The 26,263-nt window shown below is 33.7% G+C and carries 23 protein-coding genes; 8 read left to right on the top strand and 15 right to left on the bottom strand.

The window, feature by feature from the left end; translation table 11 throughout:
• Window positions 1-8 precede the first annotated feature (8 nt).
• Window positions 9-968 carry an L-threonylcarbamoyladenylate synthase gene (locus tag QYS48_RS02230; protein WP_308357349.1) on the bottom strand — a complete coding sequence of 320 codons (960 nt, stop codon included), beginning with the start codon at window positions 966-968 and terminating at the stop codon, window positions 9-11.
• Window positions 969-1,062: 94 nt separating this feature from the next.
• Between QYS48_RS02230 and QYS48_RS02225 the strand changes: the two genes are divergently transcribed.
• Window positions 1,063-1,224 carry a hypothetical protein gene (locus tag QYS48_RS02225; protein WP_302127252.1) on the top strand — a complete coding sequence of 54 codons (162 nt, stop codon included), beginning with the start codon at window positions 1,063-1,065 and terminating at the stop codon, window positions 1,222-1,224.
• Between the two features lie 51 nt (window positions 1,225-1,275).
• Here QYS48_RS02225 and QYS48_RS02220 read toward each other — a convergent pair whose 3' ends face one another.
• The 9 genes from QYS48_RS02220 to QYS48_RS02180 all read right to left on the bottom strand — a co-directional run bounded on the left by QYS48_RS02220 (window position 1,276) and on the right by QYS48_RS02180 (window position 9,516).
• Window positions 1,276-1,986 (bottom strand): tetratricopeptide repeat protein, encoded by a 711-nt coding sequence (locus QYS48_RS02220; protein ID WP_308357348.1) that lies wholly within the window; start codon window positions 1,984-1,986, stop codon window positions 1,276-1,278.
• 182 nt (window positions 1,987-2,168) lie between these two features.
• Window positions 2,169-3,224, bottom strand: coding sequence for a saccharopine dehydrogenase NADP-binding domain-containing protein (locus tag QYS48_RS02215; protein ID WP_308357347.1), 1,056 nt, complete (start codon window positions 3,222-3,224; stop codon window positions 2,169-2,171).
• A complete protein-coding gene (locus QYS48_RS02210; protein ID WP_302103920.1) occupies window positions 3,214-3,750 on the bottom strand; it encodes an NUDIX hydrolase in 537 nt (178 codons plus the stop codon). The genes QYS48_RS02215 and QYS48_RS02210 overlap by 11 nt, the downstream gene beginning before the upstream one ends.
• A gap of 65 nt (window positions 3,751-3,815) precedes the next feature.
• Window positions 3,816-4,262, bottom strand: coding sequence for a hypothetical protein (locus QYS48_RS02205; RefSeq protein ID WP_302103921.1), 447 nt, complete (start codon window positions 4,260-4,262; stop codon window positions 3,816-3,818).
• An 87-nt stretch (window positions 4,263-4,349) separates the two neighbouring features.
• Window positions 4,350-4,973, bottom strand: coding sequence for an ABC transporter ATP-binding protein (locus QYS48_RS02200; protein ID WP_308357346.1), 624 nt, complete (start codon window positions 4,971-4,973; stop codon window positions 4,350-4,352).
• Window positions 4,974-5,013: 40 nt separating this feature from the next.
• Complete coding sequence (gene lpxA, locus QYS48_RS02195; protein WP_302127244.1) at window positions 5,014-5,793, bottom strand: acyl-ACP--UDP-N-acetylglucosamine O-acyltransferase; 780 nt, start codon at window positions 5,791-5,793, stop codon at window positions 5,014-5,016.
• Window positions 5,794-5,825: 32 nt separating this feature from the next.
• Entirely contained in the window at window positions 5,826-7,220 is a 1,395-nt protein-coding gene (locus tag QYS48_RS02190; protein WP_308357345.1) for a bifunctional UDP-3-O-[3-hydroxymyristoyl] N-acetylglucosamine deacetylase/3-hydroxyacyl-ACP dehydratase, read from the bottom strand.
• A complete protein-coding gene (gene lpxD / locus QYS48_RS02185) occupies window positions 7,221-8,270 on the bottom strand; it encodes a UDP-3-O-(3-hydroxymyristoyl)glucosamine N-acyltransferase (RefSeq protein ID WP_308357344.1) in 1,050 nt (349 codons plus the stop codon).
• Window positions 8,271-8,295: 25 nt separating this feature from the next.
• Window positions 8,296-9,516, bottom strand: a complete 1,221-nt coding sequence (locus QYS48_RS02180) for an HD domain-containing protein (protein WP_308357343.1) — start codon at window positions 9,514-9,516, stop codon at window positions 8,296-8,298.
• Between the two features lie 32 nt (window positions 9,517-9,548).
• Here QYS48_RS02180 and QYS48_RS02175 point away from each other — a divergent pair, with 32 nt between their 5' ends.
• The 6 genes from QYS48_RS02175 (at window position 9,549) to QYS48_RS02150 (ending at window position 15,988) form a co-directional block, all read left to right on the top strand.
• Window positions 9,549-11,111 carry a bifunctional response regulator/alkaline phosphatase family protein gene (locus QYS48_RS02175; protein ID WP_308357342.1) on the top strand — a complete coding sequence of 521 codons (1,563 nt, stop codon included), beginning with the start codon at window positions 9,549-9,551 and terminating at the stop codon, window positions 11,109-11,111.
• Window positions 11,101-11,550, top strand: a complete 450-nt coding sequence (gene tsaE, locus QYS48_RS02170; protein ID WP_308357341.1) for a tRNA (adenosine(37)-N6)-threonylcarbamoyltransferase complex ATPase subunit type 1 TsaE — start codon at window positions 11,101-11,103, stop codon at window positions 11,548-11,550. The genes QYS48_RS02175 and tsaE overlap by 11 nt, the downstream gene beginning before the upstream one ends.
• Window positions 11,543-12,772, top strand: a complete 1,230-nt coding sequence (locus QYS48_RS02165; protein WP_308357340.1) for an alanine dehydrogenase — start codon at window positions 11,543-11,545, stop codon at window positions 12,770-12,772. The genes tsaE and QYS48_RS02165 overlap by 8 nt, the downstream gene beginning before the upstream one ends.
• Before the next feature lie 354 nt (window positions 12,773-13,126).
• Entirely contained in the window at window positions 13,127-13,933 is an 807-nt protein-coding gene (gene proC, locus QYS48_RS02160; RefSeq protein WP_302103925.1) for a pyrroline-5-carboxylate reductase, read from the top strand.
• A 12-nt stretch (window positions 13,934-13,945) separates the two neighbouring features.
• Window positions 13,946-14,737, top strand: coding sequence for a glutamate 5-kinase (proB, locus tag QYS48_RS02155; RefSeq protein ID WP_302103926.1), 792 nt, complete (start codon window positions 13,946-13,948; stop codon window positions 14,735-14,737).
• Between the two features lie 51 nt (window positions 14,738-14,788).
• The gene (locus QYS48_RS02150; protein ID WP_302103927.1) at window positions 14,789-15,988 is read left to right on the top strand and encodes a glutamate-5-semialdehyde dehydrogenase; all 1,200 of its coding nucleotides are present in this window, start codon (window positions 14,789-14,791) and stop codon (window positions 15,986-15,988) included.
• Window positions 15,989-16,041: 53 nt separating this feature from the next.
• Here QYS48_RS02150 and QYS48_RS02145 read toward each other — a convergent pair whose 3' ends face one another.
• From QYS48_RS02145 to QYS48_RS02135, 3 genes are read right to left on the bottom strand one after another with little or no spacing between them, the layout of a single operon-like run.
• Window positions 16,042-16,746 carry a hypothetical protein gene (locus QYS48_RS02145; protein WP_308357339.1) on the bottom strand — a complete coding sequence of 235 codons (705 nt, stop codon included), beginning with the start codon at window positions 16,744-16,746 and terminating at the stop codon, window positions 16,042-16,044.
• On the bottom strand, window positions 16,739-17,509 hold the full coding sequence (locus QYS48_RS02140; RefSeq protein ID WP_308357338.1) for a hypothetical protein: 771 nt from the start codon (window positions 17,507-17,509) through the stop codon (window positions 16,739-16,741). The genes QYS48_RS02145 and QYS48_RS02140 overlap by 8 nt, the downstream gene beginning before the upstream one ends.
• A gap of 17 nt (window positions 17,510-17,526) precedes the next feature.
• Entirely contained in the window at window positions 17,527-18,069 is a 543-nt protein-coding gene (locus QYS48_RS02135; protein WP_302127236.1) for a hypothetical protein, read from the bottom strand.
• Window positions 18,070-18,244: 175 nt separating this feature from the next.
• Between QYS48_RS02135 and QYS48_RS02130 the strand changes: the two genes are divergently transcribed.
• Window positions 18,245-20,227, top strand: a complete 1,983-nt coding sequence (locus QYS48_RS02130; RefSeq protein WP_308357337.1) for a tetratricopeptide repeat protein — start codon at window positions 18,245-18,247, stop codon at window positions 20,225-20,227.
• A gap of 53 nt (window positions 20,228-20,280) precedes the next feature.
• On the opposite strand, the gene QYS48_RS02125 is transcribed toward QYS48_RS02130, so the two are convergent.
• Window positions 20,281-25,059, bottom strand: a complete 4,779-nt coding sequence (locus QYS48_RS02125) for a BspA family leucine-rich repeat surface protein (protein ID WP_308357336.1) — start codon at window positions 25,057-25,059, stop codon at window positions 20,281-20,283.
• Window positions 25,060-25,184: 125 nt separating this feature from the next.
• Window positions 25,185-26,258, bottom strand: coding sequence for an agmatinase family protein (locus QYS48_RS02120; RefSeq protein WP_308357335.1), 1,074 nt, complete (start codon window positions 26,256-26,258; stop codon window positions 25,185-25,187).
• Window positions 26,259-26,263: the final 5 nt, after the last annotated feature.

Raw genomic sequence — 26,263 nt, 5'->3', positions numbered from 1 at the left:
GTTATAATTCAGTCTTTTACTGCTGCTCTTCGCAGTCTGTCATTTATTGCTTTTCCTAAACCAATAGAAGGAACTTCTTCTGTAATTATTATATCTATTTCGCTTTCATCTAATGTACGTAGATGTGAAAATAAGTTTTTTGCAGCCTCGTGCATATCATCTGATTTGGTAAGTTGTAACGAGACTTTTACATTTTCATCATACAGCTTAGAATAAGAAAGGATACCGATTTTTTTATTTTTATTTGCCGTTATAAGCTCTGGGATATTCCCTAGTAATATGTTTTTTGTAGGAGCATAATGGCTTTTTAACATTCCTGGTGCATCAGGCTCTGAACTGGAATGAGGGAGTACTTTAACTTTACCAATCACTTTTTCAATTTCTTGAATATCTAATCCACCTAAGCGATAAATGATAGTTTCATTATCCTCAAATCCAACTATGGTTGATTCAATTCCAACTTCACTAATAGCACCCTCTAAAATATAAGGTATTTTATCACCTAATTGTTTTTCTACATGTTGAGCACTTGTTGGGCTTATGTATCCAAAAGGATTTGCACTGGGTGCAGCAAGCGGGTAGTCTAATGTTTTAAGTAATGCTAGTGCTTTCGGGTGGTTAGGGATTCTGAAAGCGGCTCTTTTTAATCCAGAACAAGTAAGGTCTGGAATTTTATCATTTCTATCTAATAATAAGGTTAGAGGCCCAGGCCAAAAAGCATCCGCTAGTTTAATAGCATTATTTGGGATTTCAGTGACATATTCTCTGATAGCATCAATACTATAAGAATGTAGAATTAAAGGATCGAAATGAGGTCTGTTTTTTACTTCGAAAATTTGACTCACCACTTCAGCTTTCAACCCATTTCCAGCTAATCCATATACCGTTTCTGTGGGCAAACCAATCAACCGATCCTGATCAAGGTATTCTTTCGCTTTAATTATGTCACTATTTATTTCTGCCATCATTAATGTGCGAATTTAAGTTAATTTTTTATTGATGTCACAGATTTATAAATTGAGAATGATATATTTATAATCAAAACCTATAAAACAGAAAATTATGAGCAGAAAGTCAAGAAATTTAATGAAGCTAATTGCGATTATAGTTATTCTAGTTCTGGTGTTTATGGAGTTGAATATTATTGCTATACCTGCGCTTGCCCCTTATAAATTTTGGTTAAGCGTAGTAGCTTTCGGTATGGTTTTAATTGCCTCTCGTTAAAGATTTAATATTATATGTATGAAAGGGAGTAAACACATTACTCCCTTGTCATTATTTACAAAACTTTTCTATTGCTTCTATCGCATCTTGAAAACCTCTGTTTTTTGCTTTTATAAGGTCATCACATCCTCCTTCTTTATTTCCGGTATTAATTTTGATAAATCCTGCCCAGTAATAACTTTCTCCACTTTCTGGATTTATTTTCAAACTTAACTGTAATAAGCTATCAGACTTATTAAATGATCCAAATTGCAAAAGAGTTTTGGCACTGTTGAGATATGGTATATGATTATTTGGTGAAAGTTTAATTGCAAAACGGTTATCTTCAAGTGCTGCATCATATTGTTTTAATTCAAATAATGCGGATGCTCTGTTGATGTATAAATCTGCAGTATTTGGCCTTAAATCTATTGCTTTGTTGTAATCTAATAATGCTTTTTCGTAATTTTCTCTCTGTAAATGTACATTTCCCCGATTATAATACGGCTTATAATTTGATGAATCAATAATGATTGCTTTTGTGAAATCTTCAACGGACTTTGAATAATCTAATAATTGAAGATAGGCGACACCTCTCATATTGTATGCATCTGCATTATCATTATTTTTAGAAATGACCCTATTTAAGTAATCTATAGCCTCTTTGTAATTTTCGGCTTGCATCTTTTTCCTACTTTCTTGCATTAACTCCTCTTCTGACGGGCTGCATGAGATTAGAATTGTTGAACTTATTAGTAATAAAATTGCGTTAACCTTAGACATATGTTTAAACATTAATTGTTGTAAAATATTAAAAACCTTACATGGATGACATAATTAGTATTTGTGCTACTTACGGTAAAAAAAACCGTTTTACATTTGTATTAAGCTTTACGATTCATTTATTCAAATGGGCGTAATTTTAAGGTTGATAGTTTACCCCGGTTTGGTTCACCGGGGTTTTTTTATGCCCTGTCAATTCTTTCAACCTTATCGAATTCCATTATAAAATCTATTCCAAATGCCTGTGCTGGGGTGAAGTATCCAGATAAATTAGTCTTTTCTAACTTTAGAGCAGCTTTTAAAGCTGTTTCTGCTGTAAGCTTATAAGCCTCTGGAGTTATTAATTCTGCGGATACTTTTTCTCCCTTACCATTTGACAAGTTTCCTAAAACGTATGTTTTTCCATTTTCTAATCTTTCTTCAGATGGTCCCGTTACTGAATTTTCTATTTTTCTCCTCACGATTTTTTGAATCCAACTAATACCCAATAAGAATTTAAGATATCTATACTTTTTGATATTATTTATCATTTTCTTACTAGCTCCACTAAAAACTTTTATGTTAGGTATGCTAGTTTGGGTGTAGGCTGTCATCAAATCTCCCCATGGAATAGTCATACAGCTTTGTTTTTTATGAGCGAATTCTATTTCTTTAACTTCATACGCTAAGGGGACATTTTTTAATTCTCCATTCTCTCTGATAAAACCTCCTTTAGAAACATTTTTAGCCATGGTGACTGCTGTTCCTCTAGACATTCCCGTTTTTGATCCTACAAATGCTAGTTCCAACTTATTTCCATCAGGTAGCTTATTTTTTAAATACCCAGCAAGACAATCTGTAGGTACTACATCGAATCCAATACCAGGAATTAATACAATACCAGCTTTTTTTGCTTCCTCACTATATTTTATCACATCCTCAAATACCCATATTTCACCTGTTATATCAAGATAATTTGTTTTACTCTTTATGCAGGCTTCCACCATAGGTTTTGCAGTTTCAGAAAATGGCCCAGCACAATGTATTACAGTATCAAAATCCTTCAATAAATCCTCAAGCTTATCACTTTCATTCAGATTAAGGATATGTCTTTTAAAGCCTGTTTCTTGGCTTAATTGAGTAATTGCCACATCATTTCTTCCTGCTATGTCAACCTTTATGTTTTGCTTTACAGCTTCTTTAGTTATTAGTCTGCCAGTATAACCATTTGCGCCATAAATCAATATTTTATATTCCATTAATAATATCTTTTGTTTTTGATACCATTCTTAAAATCGAAGGTTCATTTGTTAAATCTTTAATTCTATCTAATTCAACCCATTGAAAGTCATTACTCTCTGAATTTATAGAAGTTTCTTCTATTTCATGGCAAAAATAAGCAAACCTTACGTCATAATGCTCATGTTGTGGTATTCCTTTTCTTTCCGGTATAGTATGAATATCAATATCAAATATAGATTCCGATATTTGCTGCAAATTATTGTGCCCTGTTTCTTCTGAAGCTTCCTTTCTTGCAACCTTTTCTAAATTTTCATCACCATCGGCATGCCCACCGGCTTGTAGCCATTTATTTAGTTTTTTATGATGAAGTAATAATACTTGCTGTGAAATTGGATTTATAATCCATGCTGAAGCAGTAAAATGTCGGTCTAAATTATCCCTTAAAAATGCTTTGGAACCCTTGCTTTGATAAAGCTTTTGCATTTTTAATTTATATTTTTTTTCAACTTCTGTTTTTGGCAGGTATTGATTTAATAATTCCATTTTTTAAAAATCAGACAAAAAAAAAGCCATCTATTAAGATGGCTCACAATTTAGTTTAATAATATTTATTGTAATACAAGTGTTAATGTGATACTTGTTTCGTTGTCAGTAGCTTTCGGAAAAGGACCGGAGTAGCTTAAAGTAAGATCACCAGTTTCTTTATTTACATTTCCTATTGATAATTCTCCTCCAGGAGTTAAAGTTATAACATCAAGATTGTCGTTTAAATCAAAACTTCCGCTACTATCCAAAATCTCTGCATGATTTAAATTAGAATCTGTGAAAGTAGCTAATCCAGTAACTGAATATGTTTTATTGTCAGCATTAAAATTAATAGTTACGCCTGTTATATCAGTGTCTAAAACATTTGCACCAACAATAGCCCAAGTACCGCTAATTTCTTCTAGTTTTTCTTCTTCTGGAGTAGGTTCATTTCCCTTCTTTTTACAAGAACTGAAAACGACCATGAATGAGATTGCTATTAGTGCAATAAGTTTAATGTTACTTTTCATATTTAATTAGTTAATAGTGTTGTATTTTAAAGTTTAAAAGTCCGAATTATTGTTTATAATTCAATAAAATTTTTAAATTTTATTTTATCAATTTAAATAACTACCAATATTAATGATTTTTTTTGCAAAATCATTGTATTCATCCAGTTCATTGGAGGCAATTAAAAGCATTCTTTTTTGTTTTGTCCTCTTTATCAAATCTTTATACCAAGCAATTCCTTTAATATCTAAATGGGAAGTAGGTTCATCTAGCAAAAGTATTTCTGATGAATAACAACAACTCAGGATTAGTTTTAATCTTTGCTGCATTCCTGATGAAAACTCCTGTACATTCTTGTTTATACTTTTACTTAGATTAGCTCTCTCTATTTCTTCATCTAGATTTATACCTACTAAAAGTTTTTTAAATTTTGAATGAAATTCAAGATGTTCCTTTAAAGTAAATTCCTCAATTAGTTCTAGATATGGAGCAGTTATTCCTAGAATTTGATGAATATTATCCTTATCTATTTTTTTTTTATTCTCAAAAATGCTTACTGTACCTTTACTTGCAGGAATTACTCCTGCAATAATTTTCATGAACGTTGATTTACCACTTCCATTTTCACCAGTGATAGCATAAACATTATCTGATTCGAATGTATAACTAAAGTTTTCGAATAGTTTATTTTTAGGATATTTTTTTGAAAGGCCTTCAATAACTAATTGCATACAATCGATTTAGGCTTTAAACCTCACTTTAAGGAGATGATTAATTCCCATATCCCTTCATAATACCCCTTTCAGATTTTCTTACAAAGGCTGTAATATTGTCTCTTTCTTCACTACTTCTAATCAGCGTTTCTATATTTTCTAGTGCCTCAGCATTATTTTTACCACTTAAATATAAGCTTCTGTAAATTTCCTGAATATCGTTAATTCTTTCATTGCTAAAACCTCTTCTTCTTAGACCAACTGAATTTATTCCGCAATACGTAAGAGGTTCTCTTGCTGCTTTAACGTAAGGAGGGACATCTTTTCTTACTAATGAACCACCCGATATCATGACATGACTACCAATTTTAACAAATTGATGAATTGCAGTTGCTCCGCCTATGATGGCCCAATCATCAATTGTAACATGACCGCCAACCTGAACGGAATTCACCAAAATACAATTATTTCCTATAACGCAATCATGCGCTATATGGACATATGCCATAATTAAAGATTTAGAACCTATTTTAGTTACGAGTCTATCTTTTGTACCTCTACTGATGTTTACATATTCTCTAATAACCGTTTCATCACCAATTTCAGTAGTGGTTTTTTCACCTTCAAATTTTAAATCCTGAGGTATTGCTGAAATTGTAGCGCCAGAATATATTTTACAGTTTTTTCCAATTCTTGCTCCTTCATTAATGGTTACATTTGGGCCAATCCAAGTACCATCGCCTATTTCAACATCTTTATCAATAAAGGTAAATGGCTCAATTATAACATTTTTACCAATTTTAGCTTCTGGGTGGATGTAATTAAGTGATTTATTCATGTAATATTTTTATTTGTCAATTCGCAAATTGACTATTCTTCTTCTTTTTTAACAATTCTGGCAGTAAGTGTTGCCTCGCTAACAACGCTATTACCTACATACGCATATCCTTGCATTTTGGCTATACCCCTTTTGATAGGAGCTAGTAATTCACATTTTAGGATTATTGTATCTCCAGGTCGAACCATCTTCCTGAATTTGCAATTATCGATTCCTAGAAAATATGTCCAATAATCTGCAGGTTCATCCACACTACTTAATACCAGTATTCCACCTGTTTGAGCCATAGCTTCAATCTGTAATACTCCAGGCATTACAGGGTTTCCGGGGAAATGACCTTGAAAAAAGGGTTCATTGATCGTAATGTTTTTAATTCCTATTACCGTTTTATGATCCTGATGTATGATTTTATCAACTAACTGAAATGGATATCTATGTCTTAACATGGAAGAAATCCCTTCAATATCCATTACAGGTTCAGCATTAGGGTCATATTTTGGTGCTGACTTCTCAGATTTTTTAATGTACTTTTTAATTTTCTGAGCAAAAGCAACATTTGTGGAATGACCTGGTCTGGCAGCTAGAATTTGACCTTTAATTGGTCTTCCTACTAAAGCAAGATCTCCTACAACATCCAAAAGTTTGTGACGAGCAGGTTCATTTTTAAATCGAAGTTCTATATTATCTAATATTCCCTCTTCTTTGACTTCAATGTCAGGTTTGTTAAATATTTCTGCTAATTCTTTTAATTCCTTTTCTGAAACCAGCTTATCTACCACAACAATGGCATTATTTAAATCACCACCTTTTATTAAGTTATTATTATGTAGCTGTTGTAATTCATGTAAAAAGACAAAAGTTCTACAGGTTGAGATTTCGTTCTTGAAATCAGCAATATTATTTAATGAAGCATGTTGACTTCCTAAAACCTTCGAATTATAGTCAATCATAACCGTCACTCGGTAGTCATCAACCGGCAATAGCGCCATTTCTACATTCTTCTCATCATCTTGTAGGAATAGGCTTTCAGGTATTTCGAAGAAATTTCTCAAAGCATTTTGCTCTTCTAAGCCCACTGATTCAAGTGCTTCATAAAATAATTTAGCACTACCGTCCATAATTGGAGTTTCAGGTCCGTCTACTTCAATTAATACATTGTCAATCTGAAGACCTACTAAAGCTGATAAGACATGTTCCACTGTGGAGACTCTAGCATCACCTTTTGCTATTGTAGTTCCTCTTGAAGTATCAACAACTAAGTCAGCGTCTGCTTCAATAATGGGTTTACCCTCAAGATCTATTCTTTGGAATTTTATTCCGCTATCAATTTCATCGGGTTTAAATGTTAGAGTTACTTTATGGCCTGTATGAAGACCTACTCCGGAAACACTAATGGCCTTTTTTATTGTATGCTGCTTATTGTACATTTAGATTCCTTTTTCAGTGTGCAAATTTAAAACTATTTTTTCCAATTGCTGAACTTGCTGATGTAATTCTGGCAGTTTTCTAAATAGGGCGTTAGATTTTAAATACTGCTTATGCTCTATGCCATGCATTCCAGTGATAATAGTATTTGGTTTTTTAATAGTTTTGGATACTCCAGATTTTGCACTTATTGTGGTGTAGTCTGATATTTCTATATGGCCTACTATTCCTACTTGTCCTGCAAGAACACAATTCTTTCCCACCTTAGTTGAACCCGAAACACCAGCTTGTGAAGCAATAACTGTATTTTCTCCTATCTCCACATTATGTGCGATTTGCACCTGATTATCAATTTTAGCCCCTTTTTTAATAATGGTTGAACCTAAAGTGGCACAATCAATGGTTGAGTTAGCTCCAATACTTACATTATCTTCAATAATCACATTTCCTAATTGTGGTATTGTTTTATAAGTACCGTCCTCCTGTGGAGCAAATCCAAAGCCATCACTCCCAATAACAGTGCCTGCTTGGATATTACAGTTCTGACCTATTTTACAATCAGCATATATTTTTACTCCTTGGAAAATAATGGTATTATCTCCGATTTCTACATTGTCACCAATATGCGCTTGAGGATAAATCTTTACATTATTACCGATTTTTACATTATTTCCAATATAGGAGAATGCTCCTCTGTAAATGTTGTCACCAGTTTCACTTTTTTCACCAATAAAACTAGGTTCTTCTATGCCAGTTTTCGCATAAGCCATAATTTTACTGTATTCTTCCAGTAATTTAGTGAAAGCTGAATAAGGATCCTTTACTCTTATTAATGCTGGTTTAATATCTTTTTTAGCTGAAAAATCTTCTTTTACAATGATTGCTGCAGCTTCTGACTTGTATATGTGATTTTCATATTTTTCGTTAGATAAAAAGCTGATTGTTTTAGCTTTTCCATCTTCTATTTTACCTAGATTATCTACTAATCTTTCACCATCTCCTTCAACACTCCCACCAATCATTCCGGCTATTTGGTTTACACTAAATTCCATTTATTGCATATAAAGTTGTAATAATTTACAAAGATACGGTTTTAGGCAGGCATAGATAATATTTTTTAACTATTTTACTCATAGCTTTAATATTTGGTAAATCCGCTGCTTGGGCAATATCAAGTAATTCCCCTTTCTTATTTAGAATTTTTATGCTTTTTCCACCTAATACATAGGCTGCATTGGTTACCTCTCCGTGCGATATAAAGAATGCAGCTTCTTTATTTAAGAGGCTAAATTTTTGAGATATTTTGCTTTTAATACTACTTATTTCAGCTTTTTTCAAAGGTTCATTATCTAATTTAATTTTAAAAAGATCTCTTTGAAGAAGTCTTGAACTAAGGTTTTTTAACACTTTATCTTTATTATTTTCCCATATTTTAATGGCATGCCAAATATCAGAATCATCCAACATTGAAAATTTATGAACGATTTCAGGGTTATCTTGAAATTCTTCCAGTGAGAAATCATTTTCCAAGAAATATCTTAAAGCTGGAGAAATACTATCTAAACTGTGCACTTCTTTAGCTCTACTAATTAAATGCACCAGCATTCTTTCGGCACTCAAAGCAGTTTTATGAAGATAGACTTGCCAATACATTAATCTTCGAGCATTTAAGAAGTTTTCTATGCTATAAATCGCTTTTTCTTCCACTACAATTTCGTCCTCTATTACGTTTAAATGACTTATAATACGCTCAACGCTAATATTGCCTTCCGATACACCAGTGTAAAATGAATCTCTATTTAAATAATCAAGTCTGTCAACATCAAGCTGACTTGAGATCAATTGATGGAAGAACTTTCTTTTGTAAGTATTTTTAAACATTGCAATGGCGGTGTCGAGCTGACCAGAAAATTGTTTATTTAGAATTTTCATGAATTGCAATGATATATTTTCATGGGTTATTCCTTTAATTAAACTATATTCCAATGCGTGCGAAAATGGTCCATGGCCAATATCGTGTAATAAAATAGCGATTTGAGCGGACTCATATTCAAGATCATTTATGCTTACTCCTTTTTCTTTCAGCTGATCTAAAGCTAATCCCATTAAATGAGTTGCCCCCAAAGCATGATGAAAACGAGTATGGGTAGCTCCTGGATAAACAAGTTCACTCAAACCTAACTGTCTTATCCTGCGTAAGCGTTGAAAATATGTATGGTTAAATATTTTAAAAAGTAATTCACTTTTTATAGTAATGAAACCGTAAATAGGATCGTTAACCTTTTTTAACTTTTTCAAATCAATTAATTTTAAAGGCTCAAATATATAATATGCAAAACTATCAAATCTTATGGGCAGATGACGAAATCGATCTGCTAAAACCCCACATTATTTTTTTAGAAAACAAAGGTTATCAAATTACTCCAGTAAATAATGGTTCTGAGGCAGTAGATTTATGTAAAGAGCAAAAATTTGACATCGTTTTTCTTGATGAGAATATGCCTGGGATGACAGGTTTGGAGACTTTAAGTTTAATTAAAAGTAATAGTCCTAATCTTCCAGTGGTGATGATTACCAAAAGTGAAGAAGAATATATAATGGAGGAAGCGATCGGTTCTAAAATTGCTGATTATCTCATTAAACCCCTTAATCCGAATCAAATTTTGCTTTCAGTCAAAAAAATATTGGATAATCAGCGCCTGGTAGCTGAAAAAACTAATCAAAGTTACCAACAGGATTTTAGAAACATCAGTATGGCTTTTGGCGATGATATGGATCATGCTGAATGGGCAGAGATGTATAAAAAATTAGTTTTTTGGGATTTAGAGATTGATCAAACTGATGACCACAGTATGTCTGAAGTATTGTCAATGCAACATGTGGAGGCTAATACTAACTTCGCAAAATTCATTGATGATAATTATGAATATTGGTTAAATGAAGGGCAAGATGAAGCCCCTTTATTAAGCCATCAGTTAATGGAGCAAAAGGTTTTTCCGCAACTTGGAGAAGAACCAGTTTTTTTTATTGTAATTGATAATTTAAGGTTTGATCAATGGAAGCTAATTGAACCTGAAATTTCAAAATATTTCAATATTAATGAAGAAGATAACTACTATTCCATTTTACCTACCACAACAGCCTATGCAAGAAATTCAATTTTTTCAGGATTACTGCCGGATGAGATGGCTAAGAAGCATCCAGATTTATGGGTAAATGAAGATGATGATGAAGGTAAAAATAATTTTGAAGATAAATTTTTAGAAAGACAGCTAAAACAAAAGAATCAAGATGTAAAGTTTACTTATAATAAAATAGTAAACGTTAACCAGGGGAAGCAAGTATTAGATCAGGTATCTAATATGATGGACCAAGAATTAAATGTATTAGTCTACAATTTTGTGGATATGCTTTCACATGCTCGTACAGACATGAAAATGATTCGTGAATTAGCCCCAGATGAATCAGCTTATCGATCATTGACAAAAAGCTGGTTTATGCACTCTCCTTTATTAGATTTACTAAAAAGAGTATCCTCAAAAAAGGCAAAAGTAATTATCACAACAGATCATGGTACAATACGGGTTAAAAAGCCATTTAAAATTGTTGGAGATAGAAATGTTAATAGTAATCTAAGATACAAGCAAGGTAAGAACTTAGGCTACAAAGCTAATAATGATGTGTTAGAAGCCACCAAACCAGAAAGATTTCATTTACCTAAAATAAATGTGAGTACTTCTTATGTATTCACTAAAGGAGAAAGCTTTTTTGCTTACCCCAATAACTATAATTATTACGTAAATTATTTTAAAGATACCTTTCAGCATGGAGGAGTTTCAATGGAAGAAATGATTATTCCCATTATTTCATTAACTTCGAAAGATGGAAAGTGATATTTCAGAAAATATTTCTTATTCGGACGTAAGTTTAGATCAGCTCCCTTCATTAATACCTGAAATCTATGATTTTGGCAAAGATGAAAACATCTGGCTTTTTAAAGCTCAAATGGGAGGAGGTAAAACCACTTTTATAAGTAATTTATGTACTTTTTTAGAAGTGGAAGATCATGTAAGTAGTCCAACTTTTGGATTGGTGAATGAATATTACTCTGATAAAGTTGAAGAAATATATCATTTTGATTTTTATAGAATTAAAAATGAGCAAGAAGCGTTTGAAATAGGAGTAGAGGAATATTTTTATTCTGATAAACTATGTTTAATTGAATGGCCCGAAATGATTCCATCATTTATTCCAGATCAATTTTTACTGATAGAAATAGAGCTTTCTGATGATCGAAATAAAAGGAATTTTAAAATAAGTAAGCATGGCTAAGGAGATTTCTAGAACGGGCTTTGATGTTTTGGCAAGAAAAGGAGCTTTATATCCACAAGAAGAACTATTAGCTGTTAAAAAAGGGAAAAATTCCATGCAAATCGGAATTCCAAATGAAATTTCTTTACAAGAAAAACGTGTGCCATTAACCCCAGGTGCAGTTGCTTTGCTTTCAAATAATGGTCATGAAATAATTGTTGAAAGTGGAATGGGACTAAGTAGTAATTTCACTGACAATGAGTATAGTGATGCCGGTGCAAAGATAGTGTATTCCGCTAAGGAAGCTTTCGAGGCACAATTAGTTGTAAAAATTGAGCCCCCTACGCAAGAGGAAATTGAATTATTTAAGCCGGGTAGTTTTTTGATTTCTGCACTTCAATTGGGACAATTGAATAAAGAATACTTTCTTTCCTTAAATAATAAGAGAATTAATGCTATTGGTATTGAATTGATTGAGGATAAAGTGGGAGGGATGCCAGTAGTGAGAGCAATGAGTGAAGTTGCAGGTATTTCTGCTATCCAAATAGCTACTGAGTTGCTAAGTAATCTAAATGATGGAAAAGGAATTATATTAGGAGGAATTACTGGAGTTAGGCCGACCAAGGTGGTTATTTTAGGTGCAGGAACAGTTGGCGAATATGCTGCAAGAGCTGCATTAGGATTGGGAGCTAATATCGAAATTTATGATAATCATCTTTATAAATTAAGAAGGATTAAACACGCTTTAGGTCAACCAGTTCATACCAGTACATTGGACACTGTGATGTTAAGTGAATCGTTAACAGAGGCAGATGTTTTGATTTGTGCAATTAGGGCTGAAAAGGGACGTAATAGATGCATAGTTACGGAAGAGATGGTGATGAACATGCGTAAAAATGCCGTAATTATTGATGTTAGTATTGACCAGGGGGGCTGTGTAGAAACTTCAGAGGTAACATCTCATGATAACCCAACCTTTAAAAAGTTTGATGTAATCCATTATTGCGTACCAAATATAGCATCAAGGGTGTCAAGAACTGCAAGTAATGCTGTAAGTAACATTTTAACCCCTATGTTGTTGCAAGCCGGTGATGTAGGAGGGATAGAAGAAATGATTTTCACGCATTCTTGGTTTATGAAAGGAGTTTATACCTATAAAGGAAGCCTCACCAATATGCATCTAGCCAAAAAATTTGATTTGAAATATAAGGAATTAAGTTTATTGATGGCTGCCAGATTTTAAGCTGATTCTATTATTTCAACTATCACTTTGCCATTTTTTAGTGCGTTTGCTGATTCAAATTAAGAACACATTACTCAATAATTTTTAATTAAAACCTGTGAGACAGACAGGTTTTCTGCAATAATGACAGGATTGCGCCTATATGGCGGTAAGTATTTAAACGTTTAATATTTTTTCAAAATAATTGAAAATTCTTTAAACAATTCACCTAACTATCTGGTTTACAGTAGTATATTTTTCCAATAAATTTATTTAAAACTTGTTTTGACATCATTTTCAGTGATTGATGCATAATGCTTGCATGTGACACACTGTAATTGAGTCATTTTTTATTTAAACAATATAAATATACATATGAAAGTACTTGTAATAGGAGCAGGTAACATGGGTTTAGCATATGCTAAAGCCTTAGTGAAATCAGAATTTCTTTCTAATCATAATTTAATGATTTCAGATACCAGCCCTGAGAAGACAGAAGAATTAAAGAAAATTAGTCGTTTTGATGTTTATACTAATCTGTCAGATTGTTTACCAAAAGCAGACATAATCTTCATTGCAGTTAAGCCATACCATGCTGAAGAATTATTTTCTGAATTGAAGCCAATGATGTCACCAGATCAAATTGTGATTTCAATTATGGCGGGTGTTACAATTCAGAGTATGAAAGATGGATTAGGAATAACTAAAGTGGTAAGAGCTATGCCTAACTTACCAGCTCAAGTTGGTAAAGGGTTAACTTCATTCACAGCTTCCGATGAAGTATCAAGGTTAGAGCTTTCAACTGTAGAAAACTTATTGGATACTACAGGTAGATCAGTAAGATTAGATACAGAAAATGACGTAGATGCATCTACTGGAATTTCTGGTAGTGGACCTGCCTATGTTTTCTATTTTATGCAATCTATGATGGAAGCTGCTCAGAAAATGGGATTCTCGGATCACGATTCAAAAGTATTAGTTGGTCAAACCTTTGAAGGAGCTGTAGAATTATTTAATAAATCTGACTTAAGTCCTAAAGAGTGGATGAAGAGAGTAGCATCCAAAGGAGGAACAACACGAGCAGCACTTGATTCAATGGAGGATAATAACATTAATAGTCTTATTGAAGAAGCGGCTCATGCAGCCTTTAATAGAGCAGTTGAATTAGGAAAAGAATCATAAACCCTGTCAATTGTGAAAAAACATTCAAAAAGAGTAGTAGTAAAAATAGGTACTAATGTGATGACCAATAAGGATAATCGCATTGTAGTACCGATCCTAAAAAGAATTGTAGATCAAGTTGCACGTCTTTATGAAGAAGATGTAATGTGCGTACTTATTTCTTCAGGTTCTGTGATTGCAGGTAAAGAAGTATTGGATGATAATGAGATTGATAATCTAGATAATCCTGAACAGAGAAGACAAGTATATTCGGCTGTAGGTCAACCAAGAATGATGCGTCATTATTACAGTATTTTCCATGATTATGGAATGCGCTGTGCGCAAGTATTGGCTACTAAAAGGGATTTTGATTTTGGTAGACACAGAGATAACATGATCAATTGTTACGAAGGTTTATTAAGTCAAGGAATTGTTCCTATTGCCAATGAGGATGATGCAGTTTCACTTTCCATGTCAATGTTTTCCGATAATGATGAATTGGCGAGCTTAGTGGCTGAGTTGGTGAAAGCAGATACTTTGATTTTATTGACGGATACAGATGGTATCTATGATGGACACCCAGATCACGATGATTCTAGCTTGATTAGAACGGTAACCACTGATCAAAAAGTTGAGCAATTTGTTCAAGAATCGGACAAAGGTGAAGGAGAAGGCCGAGGAGGAATGGAATCAAAAATTAATGTTGCTAAAGGTGCAGCATCGAAGGATATCACAACTTATATCGCAAATGGTAAGAGAGAAGATGTGATTATTGATATAGTTCACGGGAAAGATGTAGGAACTAGAATTTACAAAGAAGACTAAAGAATACATCTTTCGAGAGAATATTTTTTAACTAAAAATTTATATGCTTTTATGAAGCTTTTAAATACTGAAATAAAAAATGCAGTTTTACAATCAATGATAGATAATCTTGATAAAGAAAGAGAGACCATCATTGCTGCAAATAAGAAAGATTTAGACGCATTTAACAGAGATGATCAAGCTCTTTATGATCGTTTAGTTGTTGATTCAGCGAAAGTTGATGATATGATTAGAGCGGTTAAAGAGGTTAAAGACCAAGATGACCCAGTTGGAAATGTAATAAGTGAAGATACCTTAGAGAATGGATTGAGTATCACTAATAAAACAGCTCCATTCGGTACGATTATGATTATTTATGAATCGCGTCCGGATGTAACCATTGAGGCAGCTGTTTTAGCATTTAAAGCGAATAATAAAATATTATTGAAGGGTGGTAAAGAAGCTCACAATAGTAATGAGGAGTTGGTGAAATGCTGGCATAAATCATTGAAAGAAAATGGTTTAGAGGAAGATTGGATCCAATACTTAAAAATGGATAGACCAACTACTCAGGAATTCTTGAGAAATCCAGACCAGCCTCTTGACTTAATTGTTCCAAGAGGAGGTGAGCGATTGATTGATTTCGTGAAAGAACATGCGAAATGTGCAGTTTTAGTAAGTGGTAGAGGTAATAATTTTGCTTATGTAGCGCCAGATGCTGATATGGAAAAAGTGATTCCTGTTATCGTTAATGCTAAAACTGATAAAATATCAGGTTGTAACGCTTTAGATAAAATTTTAGTAGATGAAAATCATCCTAAGTTTGAAGAAACTCTGAAAACTATTGAAAAAGAACTTACTGATAAGGGAGTTCATATAGTAGCGAGTGATAAAGTGATTAATAGCTTAGAAACAAATGATAAAATCGACAGTGAAGATGTTTGGTATGAAGAATTCTTAGCTATGAAGGCTGCCATGACATCAGTGAATGGCTTAGACGATGCTATTGATTTTATCAATAAATATTCTGGAGGCCACTCCAATACTATATTGACTGAAACGAAAGAAGATGCTGAGAAATTTATGGAACAAGTAGATAGTGCTGCTGTATATCATAATGCTTCAACGCGTTTTACTGATGGTGGTCAAATGGGAGTGGGGGCTGAGTTAGCGATTAGTACTGACAAGCTTCACCACAGAGGTCCTTTAGGCTTAAAGCAATTAGTAACTAATAAATATTACGTTTTAGGTAGCGGACAAATCAGGAAATAATTTTATAAATCATACATAAAAAGGCTTATCATTATATGATAAGCCTTTTTTGTTTAATTCCAGATGTTATAAGCGACTTGGACGCCAAGTCTAAAGTTATATCGAAGCCCATTTTGATCTCCCATTTGTTGACCATCTGAGGTAAACATTTTATCGGGTATATCTGCTAAACCTGTATAGTCTTTAATATAATTAAACCCCAAGCCACCAAATATCTTAATATAAAAAGGATCGAAAGAGTATAATTTTCCAATCTTAAAATTTATGCCTGGAATTATTCTTTCAATTCTAGAATCAAAAAATCTATAATATTCACAATCTCCGAACTCATCATTGCAACTATAACCTGCTACTCTATCGGATTTAAAACTTGCCCAATAAAATTGAGATTCAATATCAAGGAATGTAAATGAGTTTTGTGGATAATTGATCTCATTTTCTAATATAAAACGATAGTAAAAATAAAGTTTAGCACCGTATACTTCCGAATATTGATTATTGGTATTTAGTTGATTAAAGCCTTGCACATCATAAATATATCCTAATTCAACCCCATAAGCATTTTCTTTATTAAAAGTTTGCATCATACCAAAATCTAGAGAATTATAATTTTCGAAGGCAGAACTCAATGAAAGATAAGTTAGAAATAGTGGTTCATAATCATTCTCCTTATTTGGAACAGAGTTGTTTAGGGTGTTTTGACTTAAACTGGAAAACGAAGTAGCTATAAAAGTAAAAACTAGTAAAAATTTATTCATTACCCTCAATGCTTAAGATTTGACTCAGTTCTTTTAATTCATAAGGATCATTATAATCATATTGATAAATTCCGTTTTTACCCGTGATGATAAGCTCCTTTCTAGCGTAATTTGTAATCACATCATAGCTAGGAATACTATCATAATGTGATATTAATTGAGGATTTGCTCTGTCTTTTATATTAAAAACTTTAAAACCATAATCTCCTTCACAAACAAATAATACAGTATCACTAACTGAGAGCCCATGAGGGTTTTTCATTTCAATAGTATTCAATAACCTTGGGTCTCTAAGGTTAGAAACGTCTACTACCTCCATACGGTCAACCCCAGTTTGGCATGTAGTTCCGCTTCTTAGTGTAACATATGCGATACTGTTGGATACTACTACAGGATCGCATGAGAATGAATGTTCAAAATCTGATAGGAATTGAGGGACTGGTCCATTATCTAATGAGTAAATCTTCATACCCCATTGAGTTCCTAAAAACAAATAATTTTCATAGGGGAATATAGTCTCTACTCCTGAGCCAACTTCAAGCGTATTCAGTAATTCAGGATTATCTGGATTCGCAATATCTAATGTTTTAAGTGTGTTTTCATCTACAATGTAAAGGTATCCTTTCAAGAAAGTGAAGCGGGTCATTGATCCACCTTTCCCTTCACCTGAAGCATCAAACTCTGCATCGCTCACGCATGAAGAAAGGCTAATGAAAATTATAAAAGTATATATAAAAAAGGAGCGTAATTTTAAGCTTTTCATATTCTGATAGTTTTGGGTTAACGGTAACATTTAGGTGATTGAAGAGTGGTCAATTCCCAACCAATTACTAATCCTTTTTCAGGATCTGGGCATTCAAAATAAAAACCTTCTTGCTGAGGATATTGAGAACCGAAGGGAAAAACATCCTTTACGCGAGATGCTATTTTTACATTCTCTGGATTATTAATGTCTATGGCTAAAAGATCTGATGCTTGATCTGCATACAAAATATTATCTCTGACAGCTACATCATTACTACCTGTTATTTGAATAAACCCAATGTTTTGAGGATTTTCAGGATTACGATTATCAAAAACATGAATTCCTTTTAGTCGATCGACCAATAATAAATAGTCATTGATAACATAAATTTTACCAGGATCTTCAATTTCTCTAGGAGGCAAGGTTTTAACTTCTTTTTCGCCTTCTGTAGCGTAAATAGGTCTATAGCCTTCTACTTCTTCTACGTCAAAATTAGGGACGTTTTCCCAATTATTGCAGGCCAATATGCTTAGGCCAAAAGCTGAAATGGTTAATAGTTTGAGTATTTTATATTTCATACTGAATCAATTTAGTGGTTCCTTTTTATTGACACATTTGTATGTAATTTGGTTGTAATAAATTGTTAGTTAATACATTCATAACATTAAGGGTTCTCTTAGACTGTTCAAATATACTGCAGACTAATATTAAAATTTCAAATTTTTATAGCATCTTAGCAAGAGAGAGTTCAATATGCGCATTACTACAACCGTTTTATTCTTCGTTTTTCTGCTAACTTCTTTCACTTTCAATTCTTTTTCACAAGGTGAAAATGGTTCAGCTGACAGTATAGAGGTTATTAGACTCAATAATCTTTTTAAACTTCAATACAGAAGTGAACCAGCAAGAAGTTTTGAGTATGCTAATACTGCTTTGGAGATATCCCAGAGGATTAATTTTCTGTCGGGTGAAGCTACTGCTTATAATAATTTAGGAGTTTACTACAAACAAAAAGGAGATTACGATAAGGCTTTAAAAAATTATAGACTAGCATTTAACCTATACGAGTCCTTAAATCAGAAGGAGGGAGTAGCCAAATCTTTAAGTAATATAGGAAATATTTATTCCATAAATGATGATTATGAACAAGCTTTAAAATATTACACTCAGGCTAGAGATATTTTTTCTGAATTAAATGATCAGGGGAAATTGCTCATGATTTTAAATAATATAGGCAGCATTTATCTTGATAATGGTCAAGAAATGGAAGCGATTCATTACTATCAACAAGTATTAAATATATACAATAAGAATCCTCATCAATCTTCTTTATTTGATCCTTTTAGCAACATTGGAAAAGTCTATTTTGACCGACAGGAATATGATAGTGCTTTATTTTATTTTAATAAATCATTAAAAAAAGAAGAGGCGGATGATAATAAGTTTGGTATAGCAAGCGCTTTGGTAAAAATCGCCAGACTTCATAACGCTAGAGGTAGCTATTTAGCTGCAGAAGGTGCAGGCTTAGATGCATTAGATCTTGCCGATGAAATTAATGCAAAACCCATTCTATTAGATGCTTACAGTACCTTAGCGGAGGTCTATTTACATTTAGATGATTTGGAGAATTCATATGTATATATGAATCAATATCACATTATGAGCGATAGCCTTTTCAATGAAAGTTCTAGAAGAGCCATCGCAGAATTAGAAAAAGCCATTGAATTAGAGCAAAAAGAAAAAGAAATAGCACTGCTGAAAAAAGAGTCTGAGATAAAGGACTTACAATATAAGAACAGCCAGCTTTTTAACTATAGCACTGTGGCCCTTTCCTTACTTTTACTTGCATTAGCCATCATTTCATATTTGAAATTTAAGCAAAATAGGAAAGCTAAATCTTTATTAGAATATCAGAATAAACAGATTTTAGAAAGTAAAAAAGCGATTGAGGTACAAAAAATGAAGCTTGAAAGTTGGAATCAAAATATTACAGATTCCATAGAATATGCTAAAAATCTTCAGGAAGGAATTATGAATAAAAATAATTTCAAAGAGAATATACCTTCTTCATTTGTTTTTTATCAACCTAAGGATATTGTAAGTGGTGATTTCTATTGGTATGCAAGACAATCCAATTACGATATTCTAGCTTTAATTGACTGCACAGGACATGGAGTGGCTGGAGCATTTATGACCGTAATTGCCAATGCAACCATGAATCAAATTGTGATTGATGAAAAAGAAACAGATACTCATAAAATATTACAGAAGCTTGACGAGAAGGTTCGAGAAATTCTCAAGCAGAAAGAAGTAACGACTATGAATTACAGCATGGATGTTTCTTTATGTAAAATAGATTATGATAAAAATATTCTCACATTTTCAGGAGCAAAAAGACCTCTTTATGTTGTAGAGAATAATGAACTAAAGGAGTTTAAGGGAAATAGTTTTACAATTGGAGATTACTACAATAGCCCTGACAAGAAGTTTACTTTTCAGGAAATAGACATTACTGATAATCAATGTTTCTATTTAAGTTCTGATGGTTATGCAGATCAATTTGGGATGCAAACGCAAAAGAAATATCTAAGGAAAAGATTCAAAGGGCTTCTTGAAAATATTGCTTCAAAAAGCTTTTCAGAACAAGAAAAAAGCCTTCGTAAAGAAATGAAAAGATGGCAAGGGGAAATGGAGCAAACCGATGATATGTTAGTGATTGGGTTTAGTGCGAAATAAGTTCTAAGAAAAAAAGGGTGATTAGAATATTAATCACCCTCTTTAAATAAAATTTATTTAATCAACATTTTTCCTCCAAATGATCCAGACTTGGATTGAATTTGATAGTTGTAAAGTCCAGAAGGTAAATCATTCCTTTCAAAGGTGATAGATTGTTCTCCAGAACTTAGATTTTTAAAAGTTTCCTCTCTAACTAATTGTCCTTTTAAGTCATACACTCTCAATTTAACAGATTCATTTTTGTTAAGATTGAAAGTTAAATTAGTTTGATCGGTGAAAGGATTTGGAAAAACTGAATATTTAGAATTCGTTATTTGGTCTTCCGTACTCAAAACCCTTTGAGTGGTAAAAGACCATTCAATAGTTTCGTTTTCTTTTCCTGAAGCGCTTATAATACTATTTTCAGGAATTGTTACTTGATAAGTATTAGATCCCAAACCACTATGTACTAAGTTTAAAGTTAAACTATCAATATAAATGTCAGTTAAAGAAATCTCCGTACCATTTATATCTTCCAATGTTATTCCACTTAAATCAATTTCCTCGATTTCCTGATCAAAAGTGATATAAATTTCAGTTGTTTTCTCTACTGAAGTAGCTTCTACTGCTGGCATGGTTTCTTGTATAGCTATACTGCAAGTCTCATCACCGGTGATATTCCACCCGTATTCATTTATTAATTGTTGTCTATATTCTTCAGATGCGCAGTAAAATAAACCTTCTGCACTAAGTGCAATGTCAGATGGTATGTTGCCATTTGTTGCCCAGCCTTCTAAGGTTAAGTCATAGTTTTCAGTGGATAAACCTGAATTATCTAGCATGTTGCTCATGTTCGTGATGCTTGATATATCCCAATTTCCTAAATTGGCATCAAATGCAGTAGCTCCAGAAAACATAAGAGTCATCTCTTGAACATTTGCTGTTTGCCAGTTGCTAATATCTGCATTGAATGATTCAGCACCTTCGAACATAGAAATCATATACAAGGCGCTAGTGGTTGACCATCCGCTTATATCTTGATTAAAAGAGGAAGCATTACGGAACATTTTACTGAAGCTTCTAATGTTTGAAGTATTCCATGCGGTGATATCACCGTTAAATTGATCAGCTCCATCAAACATATGAAAAGCTAATTCAACCGATGAAACATCCCAGTTATTGAGACTTTGATTGAAAGCGTAGGCATATCGAAACATGTAATTCATGTTGGTGATAGTGGAAACATCCCAATTGTCAATATCACCATTGAATTGGTTAGTGTTTTCGAACATACGACTCATGTTGGTTACCCCGCTAAGATCGGGAGCATCCGTAGCACTATAAAGTAGATTGTCACAGTTAAAGAAAGCGTTTTCAAAACTTGACCAGCTGATATCGCCCCACTGCTCGATGTCAGTTATCTTTTGTACATCGCCTTGATTATTGAAATTGATTCGGTTAAAATCTCCATTTATCTTCACTCTATAAGTACCAGCAGAAGGAAAGGTAATGGTATGAGTATCTGTACCGGTTTCGCTACCGTTATTATTGGCTTCATTGCCTACTTCTTCCCATTCAATTAAATAATCAGTACCTGTGCCGGGTATAGTGATCTGGTTGTCGTTACTGCTTCCAGGATTATCCGTTTGCCAAACGGTAATAAAAGGTAGGTTTGTGCTACACTCGTTAGTGCCATCCTGAATAGTCCATCCGTAAGTATTAATCAAGTCATTTCTGCTTGCTGCAGAATTACAATAGTTTAAGTTAGCAGCTCCTAATGTGATTCCTTGCGGTGTTTCTTGATTTTCCGCCCATCCGGTAATTGTGGCATCATAGTTTGCAGTAGATAAACCTGAATTATCTAGCATGTTGCTCATGTTCGTGATGCTTGATATATCCCAATTTCCTAAATTGGCATCAAATGCAGTAGCTCCAGAAAACATAAGAGTCATCTCTTGAACATTTGCTGTTTGCCAGTTGCTAATATCTGCATTGAATGATTCAGCACCTTCGAACATAGAAATCATATACAAGGCGCTAGTGGTTGACCATCCGCTTATATCTTGATTAAAAGAGGAAGCATTACGGAACATTTTACTGAAGCTTCTAATGTTTGAAGTATTCCATGCGGTGATATCACCGTTAAATTGATCAGCTCCATCAAACATATGAAAAGCTAATTCAACCGATGAAACATCCCAGTTATTGAGACTTTGATTGAAAGCGTAGGCATATCGAAACATGTAATTCATGTTGGTGATAGTGGAAACATCCCAATTGTCAATATCACCATTGAATTGGTTAGTGTTTTCGAACATACGACTCATGTTGGTTACCCCGCTAAGATCGGGAGCATCCGTAGCACTATAAAGTAGATTGTCACAGTTAAAGAAAGCGTTTTCAAAACTTGACCAGCTGATATCGCCCCACTGCTCGATGTCAGTTATCTTTTGTACATCGCCTTGATTATTGAAATTGATTCGGTTAAAATCTCCATTTATCTTCACTCTATAAGTACCAGCAGAAGGAAAGGTAATGGTATGAGTATCTGTACCGGTTTCGCTACCGTTATTATTGGCTTCATTGCCTACTTCTTCCCATTCAATTAAATAATCAGTACCTGTGCCGGGTATAGTGATCTGGTTGTCGTTACTGCTTCCAGGATTATCCGTTTGCCAAACGGTAATAAAAGGTAGGTTTGTGCTACACTCGTTAGTGCCATCCTGAATAGTCCATCCGTAAGTATTAATCAAGTCATTTCTGCTTGCTGCAGAATTACAATAGTTTAAGTTAGCAGCTCCTAATGTGATTCCTTGCGGTGTTTCTTGATTTTCCGCCCATCCGGTAATTATGGCATCATAGTTTGCAGTAGATAAACCTGAATTATCTAGCATGTTGCTCATGTTCGTGATGCTTGATATATCCCAATTTCCTAAATTGGCATCAAATGCAGTAGCTCCAGAAAACATAAGAGTCATCTCTTGAACATTTGCTGTTTGCCAGTTGCTAATATCTGCATTGAATGATTCAGCACCTTCGAACATAGAAATCATATACAAGGCGCTAGTGGTTGACCATCCGCTTATATCTTGATTAAAAGAGGAAGCATTACGGAACATTTTACTGAAGCTTCTAATGTTTGAAGTATTCCATGCGGTGATATCACCGTTAAATTGATCAGCTCCATCAAACATATGAAAAGCTAATTCAACCGATGAAACATCCCAGTTATTGAGACTTTGATTGAAAGCGTAGGCATATCGAAACATGTAATTCATGTTGGTGATAGTGGAAACATCCCAATTGTCAATATCACCATTGAATTGGTTAGTGTTTTCGAACATACGACTCATGTTGGTTACCCCGCTAAGATCGGGAGCATCCGTAGCACTATAAAGTAGATTGTCACAGTTAAAGAAAGCGTTTTCAAAACTTGACCAGCTGATATCGCCCCACTGCTCGATGTCAGTTATCTTTTGTACATCGCCTTGATTATTGAAATTGATTCGGTTAAAATCTCCATTTATCTTCACTCTATAAGTACCAGCAGAAGGAAAGGTAATGGTATGAGTATCTGTACCGGTTTCGCTACCGTTATTATTGGCTTCATTGCCTACTTCTTCCCATTCAATTAAATAATCAGTACCTGTGCCGGGTATAGTGATCTGGTTGTCGTTACTGCTTCCAGGATTATCCGTTTGCCAAACGGTAATAAAAGGTAGGTTTGTGCTACACTCGTTAGTGCCATCCTGAATAGTCCATCCGTAAGTATTAATCAAGTCATTTCTGCTTGCTGCAGAATTACAATAGTTTAAGTTAGCAGCTCCTAATGTGATTCCTTGCGGTGTTTCTTGATTTTCCGCCCATCCGGTAATTATGGCATCATAGTTTGCAGTAGATAAACCTGAATTATCTAGCATGTTGCTCATGTTCGTGATGCTTGATATATCCCAATTTCCTAAATTGGCATCAAATGCAGTAGCTCCAGAAAACATAAGAGTCATCTCTTGAACATTTGCTGTTTGCCAGTTGCTAATATCTGCATTGAATGATTCAGCACCTTCGAACATAGAAATCATATACAAGGCGCTAGTGGTTGACCATCCGCTTATATCTTGATTAAAAGAGGAAGCATTACGGAACATTTTACTGAAGCTTCTAATGTTTGAAGTATTCCATGCGGTGATATCACCGTTAAATTGATCAGCTCCATCAAACATATGAAAAGCTAATTCAACCGATGAAACATCCCAGTTATTGAGACTTTGATTGAAAGCGTAGGCATATCGAAACATGTAATTCATGTTGGTGATAGTGGAAACATCCCAATTGTCAATATCACCATTGAATTGGTTAGTGTTTTCGAACATACGACTCATGTTGGTTACCCCGCTAAGATCGGGAGCATCCGTAGCACTATAAAGTAGATTGTCACAGTTAAAGAAAGCGTTTTCAAAACTTGACCAGCTGATATCGCCCCACTGCTCGATGTCAGTTATCTTTTGTACATCGCCTTGATTATTGAAATTGATTCGGTTAAAATCTCCATTTATCTTCACTCTATAAGTACCAGCAGAAGGAAAGGTAATGGTATGAGTATCTGTACCGGTTTCGCTACCGTTATTATTGGCTTCATTGCCTACTTCTTCCCATTCAATTAAATAATCAGTACCTGTGCCGGGTATAGTGATCTGGTTGTCGTTACTGCTTCCAGGATTATCCGTTTGCCAAACGGTAATAAATGGTCGGTCTTGAGCAATAAGGAAACTACTTTGAAAGATTAATAGGGTTACTAAAGACAAGAGTATTTTGCTAACTTTTGAAAAGTTGATCAGGGGAGTTAAAATGTACATAAAAGGGGATTAAAAATAATTAGATAAAAGTTTAATGTATATAGAAAGTGCTAAACTACTATTATTTTTTAAATAAAAATAATAGTAGTTTATTTTGGGAAGTAATGTATTTGAAATTGGGAGCCTTAAAGACTCTCATCCCATTCTAATCTCCCTTGAGACACGCCCATTAAGTTGCATAGGCGATACAAAATTCTGGCTCCTACATTTCCGTTCCAGTCTGTATTTTCACCTGGAGCAACTTCATTTAAGTCAAAACCGATAATTTTTTTACCGTTTTTTACCAGTTTAGTTAATAAGTATATCACCTCAGAGTAACTTAATCCTCCTGGGACTGGCGTTCCAGTATTGGGACATAATTCTGGTCTAAGGCCATCAATATCGAATGATATATATACCTTATCAGGTAGCTCTTTTATAATTCTATCGCAGATGATAGTCCATGATTCTCCTTCAAACATTCCTACTTTAATGTCTTCATCATAGAAAATACTTACTCTGTCTCCCTGACTTTCTGCAAACTTTACTTCTTCCTCACAAAAATCTCTAATTCCTACTTGAACGAGTTTTTCAATCTGTGGGACTTCCTGCAACATATTATATGAAATAGAAGCATGTGAATAAGTGAAATTTTCATAAGCTTTTCTGAAATCCATATGCGCATCTAATTGAAGTACACCAAAAGATTCATTTTGAGAAGCGAGAGCATGAACTGCTCCTAAAGGGGTACTATGGTCACCACCTACTAAGCCCAATAATTTTCCCTTATTGAGAATTTCAAGTGATTCTTTTTTTACCCACTCTACCATTTCTGTACAAGCCGTATTGATTGCCTTTGATAAATCGGATCCTTCTTTACTATCTTCTTTTCCTTCTTCTAATAAACTTATGTATTGCTCAGCTTTAGTTCTATTCTCTTCGCTTTTTGAAAATAAATCTTCATGAATAGGAAGCATATGAATCCCCATTTTCCAAGCATCAATTATATCTTTTTGATACAGATCGACCTGAACAGATGCATTTTTTATATGCTCTGGTCCTTTAGCGGTTCCTGCTTCATAGGATACCGTCACTTCCCAAGGAACTGGCAATAAGATTAAATCTGCAGTATCTTTATCGAATGGTAGTGCAAAAATATGGTCAATATTACCCAATCCATTTGGGTCAAAGTTTTTAATAATTTGATTTTTTTTACTCATATATA

This window comes from Marivirga arenosa, assembly GCF_030503895.2.
In the GTDB taxonomy this organism is placed as follows: Bacteria; Bacteroidota; Bacteroidia; order Cytophagales; family Cyclobacteriaceae; genus Marivirga; species Marivirga arenosa.
The sequence above is the reverse complement of the archived record's forward strand: the minus strand, read 5'-3'. Positions and strand labels throughout refer to the sequence as shown.

What these genes read in the sequence shown, in the direction of transcription:
- QYS48_RS02230 (WP_308357349.1), bottom strand. Translation starts at nt 968, where the DNA reads ATGATGGCAGAAATAAATAGTGACATAATTAAAGCGAAAGAATACCTT.
- QYS48_RS02225 (WP_302127252.1), top strand. Translation starts at nt 1,063, where the DNA reads ATGAGCAGAAAGTCAAGAAATTTAATGAAGCTAATTGCGATTATAGTT.
- QYS48_RS02220 (WP_308357348.1), bottom strand. Translation starts at nt 1,986, where the DNA reads ATGTCTAAGGTTAACGCAATTTTATTACTAATAAGTTCAACAATTCTA.
- QYS48_RS02215 (WP_308357347.1), bottom strand. Translation starts at nt 3,224, where the DNA reads ATGGAATATAAAATATTGATTTATGGCGCAAATGGTTATACTGGCAGA.
- QYS48_RS02210 (WP_302103920.1), bottom strand. Translation starts at nt 3,750, where the DNA reads ATGGAATTATTAAATCAATACCTGCCAAAAACAGAAGTTGAAAAAAAA.
- QYS48_RS02205 (WP_302103921.1), bottom strand. Translation starts at nt 4,262, where the DNA reads ATGAAAAGTAACATTAAACTTATTGCACTAATAGCAATCTCATTCATG.
- QYS48_RS02200 (WP_308357346.1), bottom strand. Translation starts at nt 4,973, where the DNA reads ATGCAATTAGTTATTGAAGGCCTTTCAAAAAAATATCCTAAAAATAAA.
- lpxA (WP_302127244.1), bottom strand. Translation starts at nt 5,793, where the DNA reads ATGAATAAATCACTTAATTACATCCACCCAGAAGCTAAAATTGGTAAA.
- QYS48_RS02190 (WP_308357345.1), bottom strand. Translation starts at nt 7,220, where the DNA reads ATGTACAATAAGCAGCATACAATAAAAAAGGCCATTAGTGTTTCCGGA.
- lpxD (WP_308357344.1), bottom strand. Translation starts at nt 8,270, where the DNA reads ATGGAATTTAGTGTAAACCAAATAGCCGGAATGATTGGTGGGAGTGTT.
- QYS48_RS02175 (WP_308357342.1), top strand. Translation starts at nt 9,549, where the DNA reads ATGCAAAACTATCAAATCTTATGGGCAGATGACGAAATCGATCTGCTA.
- tsaE (WP_308357341.1), top strand. Translation starts at nt 11,101, where the DNA reads ATGGAAAGTGATATTTCAGAAAATATTTCTTATTCGGACGTAAGTTTA.
- QYS48_RS02165 (WP_308357340.1), top strand. Translation starts at nt 11,543, where the DNA reads ATGGCTAAGGAGATTTCTAGAACGGGCTTTGATGTTTTGGCAAGAAAA.
- proC (WP_302103925.1), top strand. Translation starts at nt 13,127, where the DNA reads ATGAAAGTACTTGTAATAGGAGCAGGTAACATGGGTTTAGCATATGCT.
- QYS48_RS02150 (WP_302103927.1), top strand. Translation starts at nt 14,789, where the DNA reads ATGAAGCTTTTAAATACTGAAATAAAAAATGCAGTTTTACAATCAATG.
- QYS48_RS02145 (WP_308357339.1), bottom strand. Translation starts at nt 16,746, where the DNA reads ATGAATAAATTTTTACTAGTTTTTACTTTTATAGCTACTTCGTTTTCC.
- QYS48_RS02140 (WP_308357338.1), bottom strand. Translation starts at nt 17,509, where the DNA reads ATGAAAAGCTTAAAATTACGCTCCTTTTTTATATATACTTTTATAATT.
- QYS48_RS02135 (WP_302127236.1), bottom strand. Translation starts at nt 18,069, where the DNA reads ATGAAATATAAAATACTCAAACTATTAACCATTTCAGCTTTTGGCCTA.
- QYS48_RS02130 (WP_308357337.1), top strand. Translation starts at nt 18,245, where the DNA reads ATGCGCATTACTACAACCGTTTTATTCTTCGTTTTTCTGCTAACTTCT.
- QYS48_RS02125 (WP_308357336.1), bottom strand. Translation starts at nt 25,059, where the DNA reads ATGTACATTTTAACTCCCCTGATCAACTTTTCAAAAGTTAGCAAAATA.
- QYS48_RS02120 (WP_308357335.1), bottom strand. Translation starts at nt 26,258, where the DNA reads ATGAGTAAAAAAAATCAAATTATTAAAAACTTTGACCCAAATGGATTG.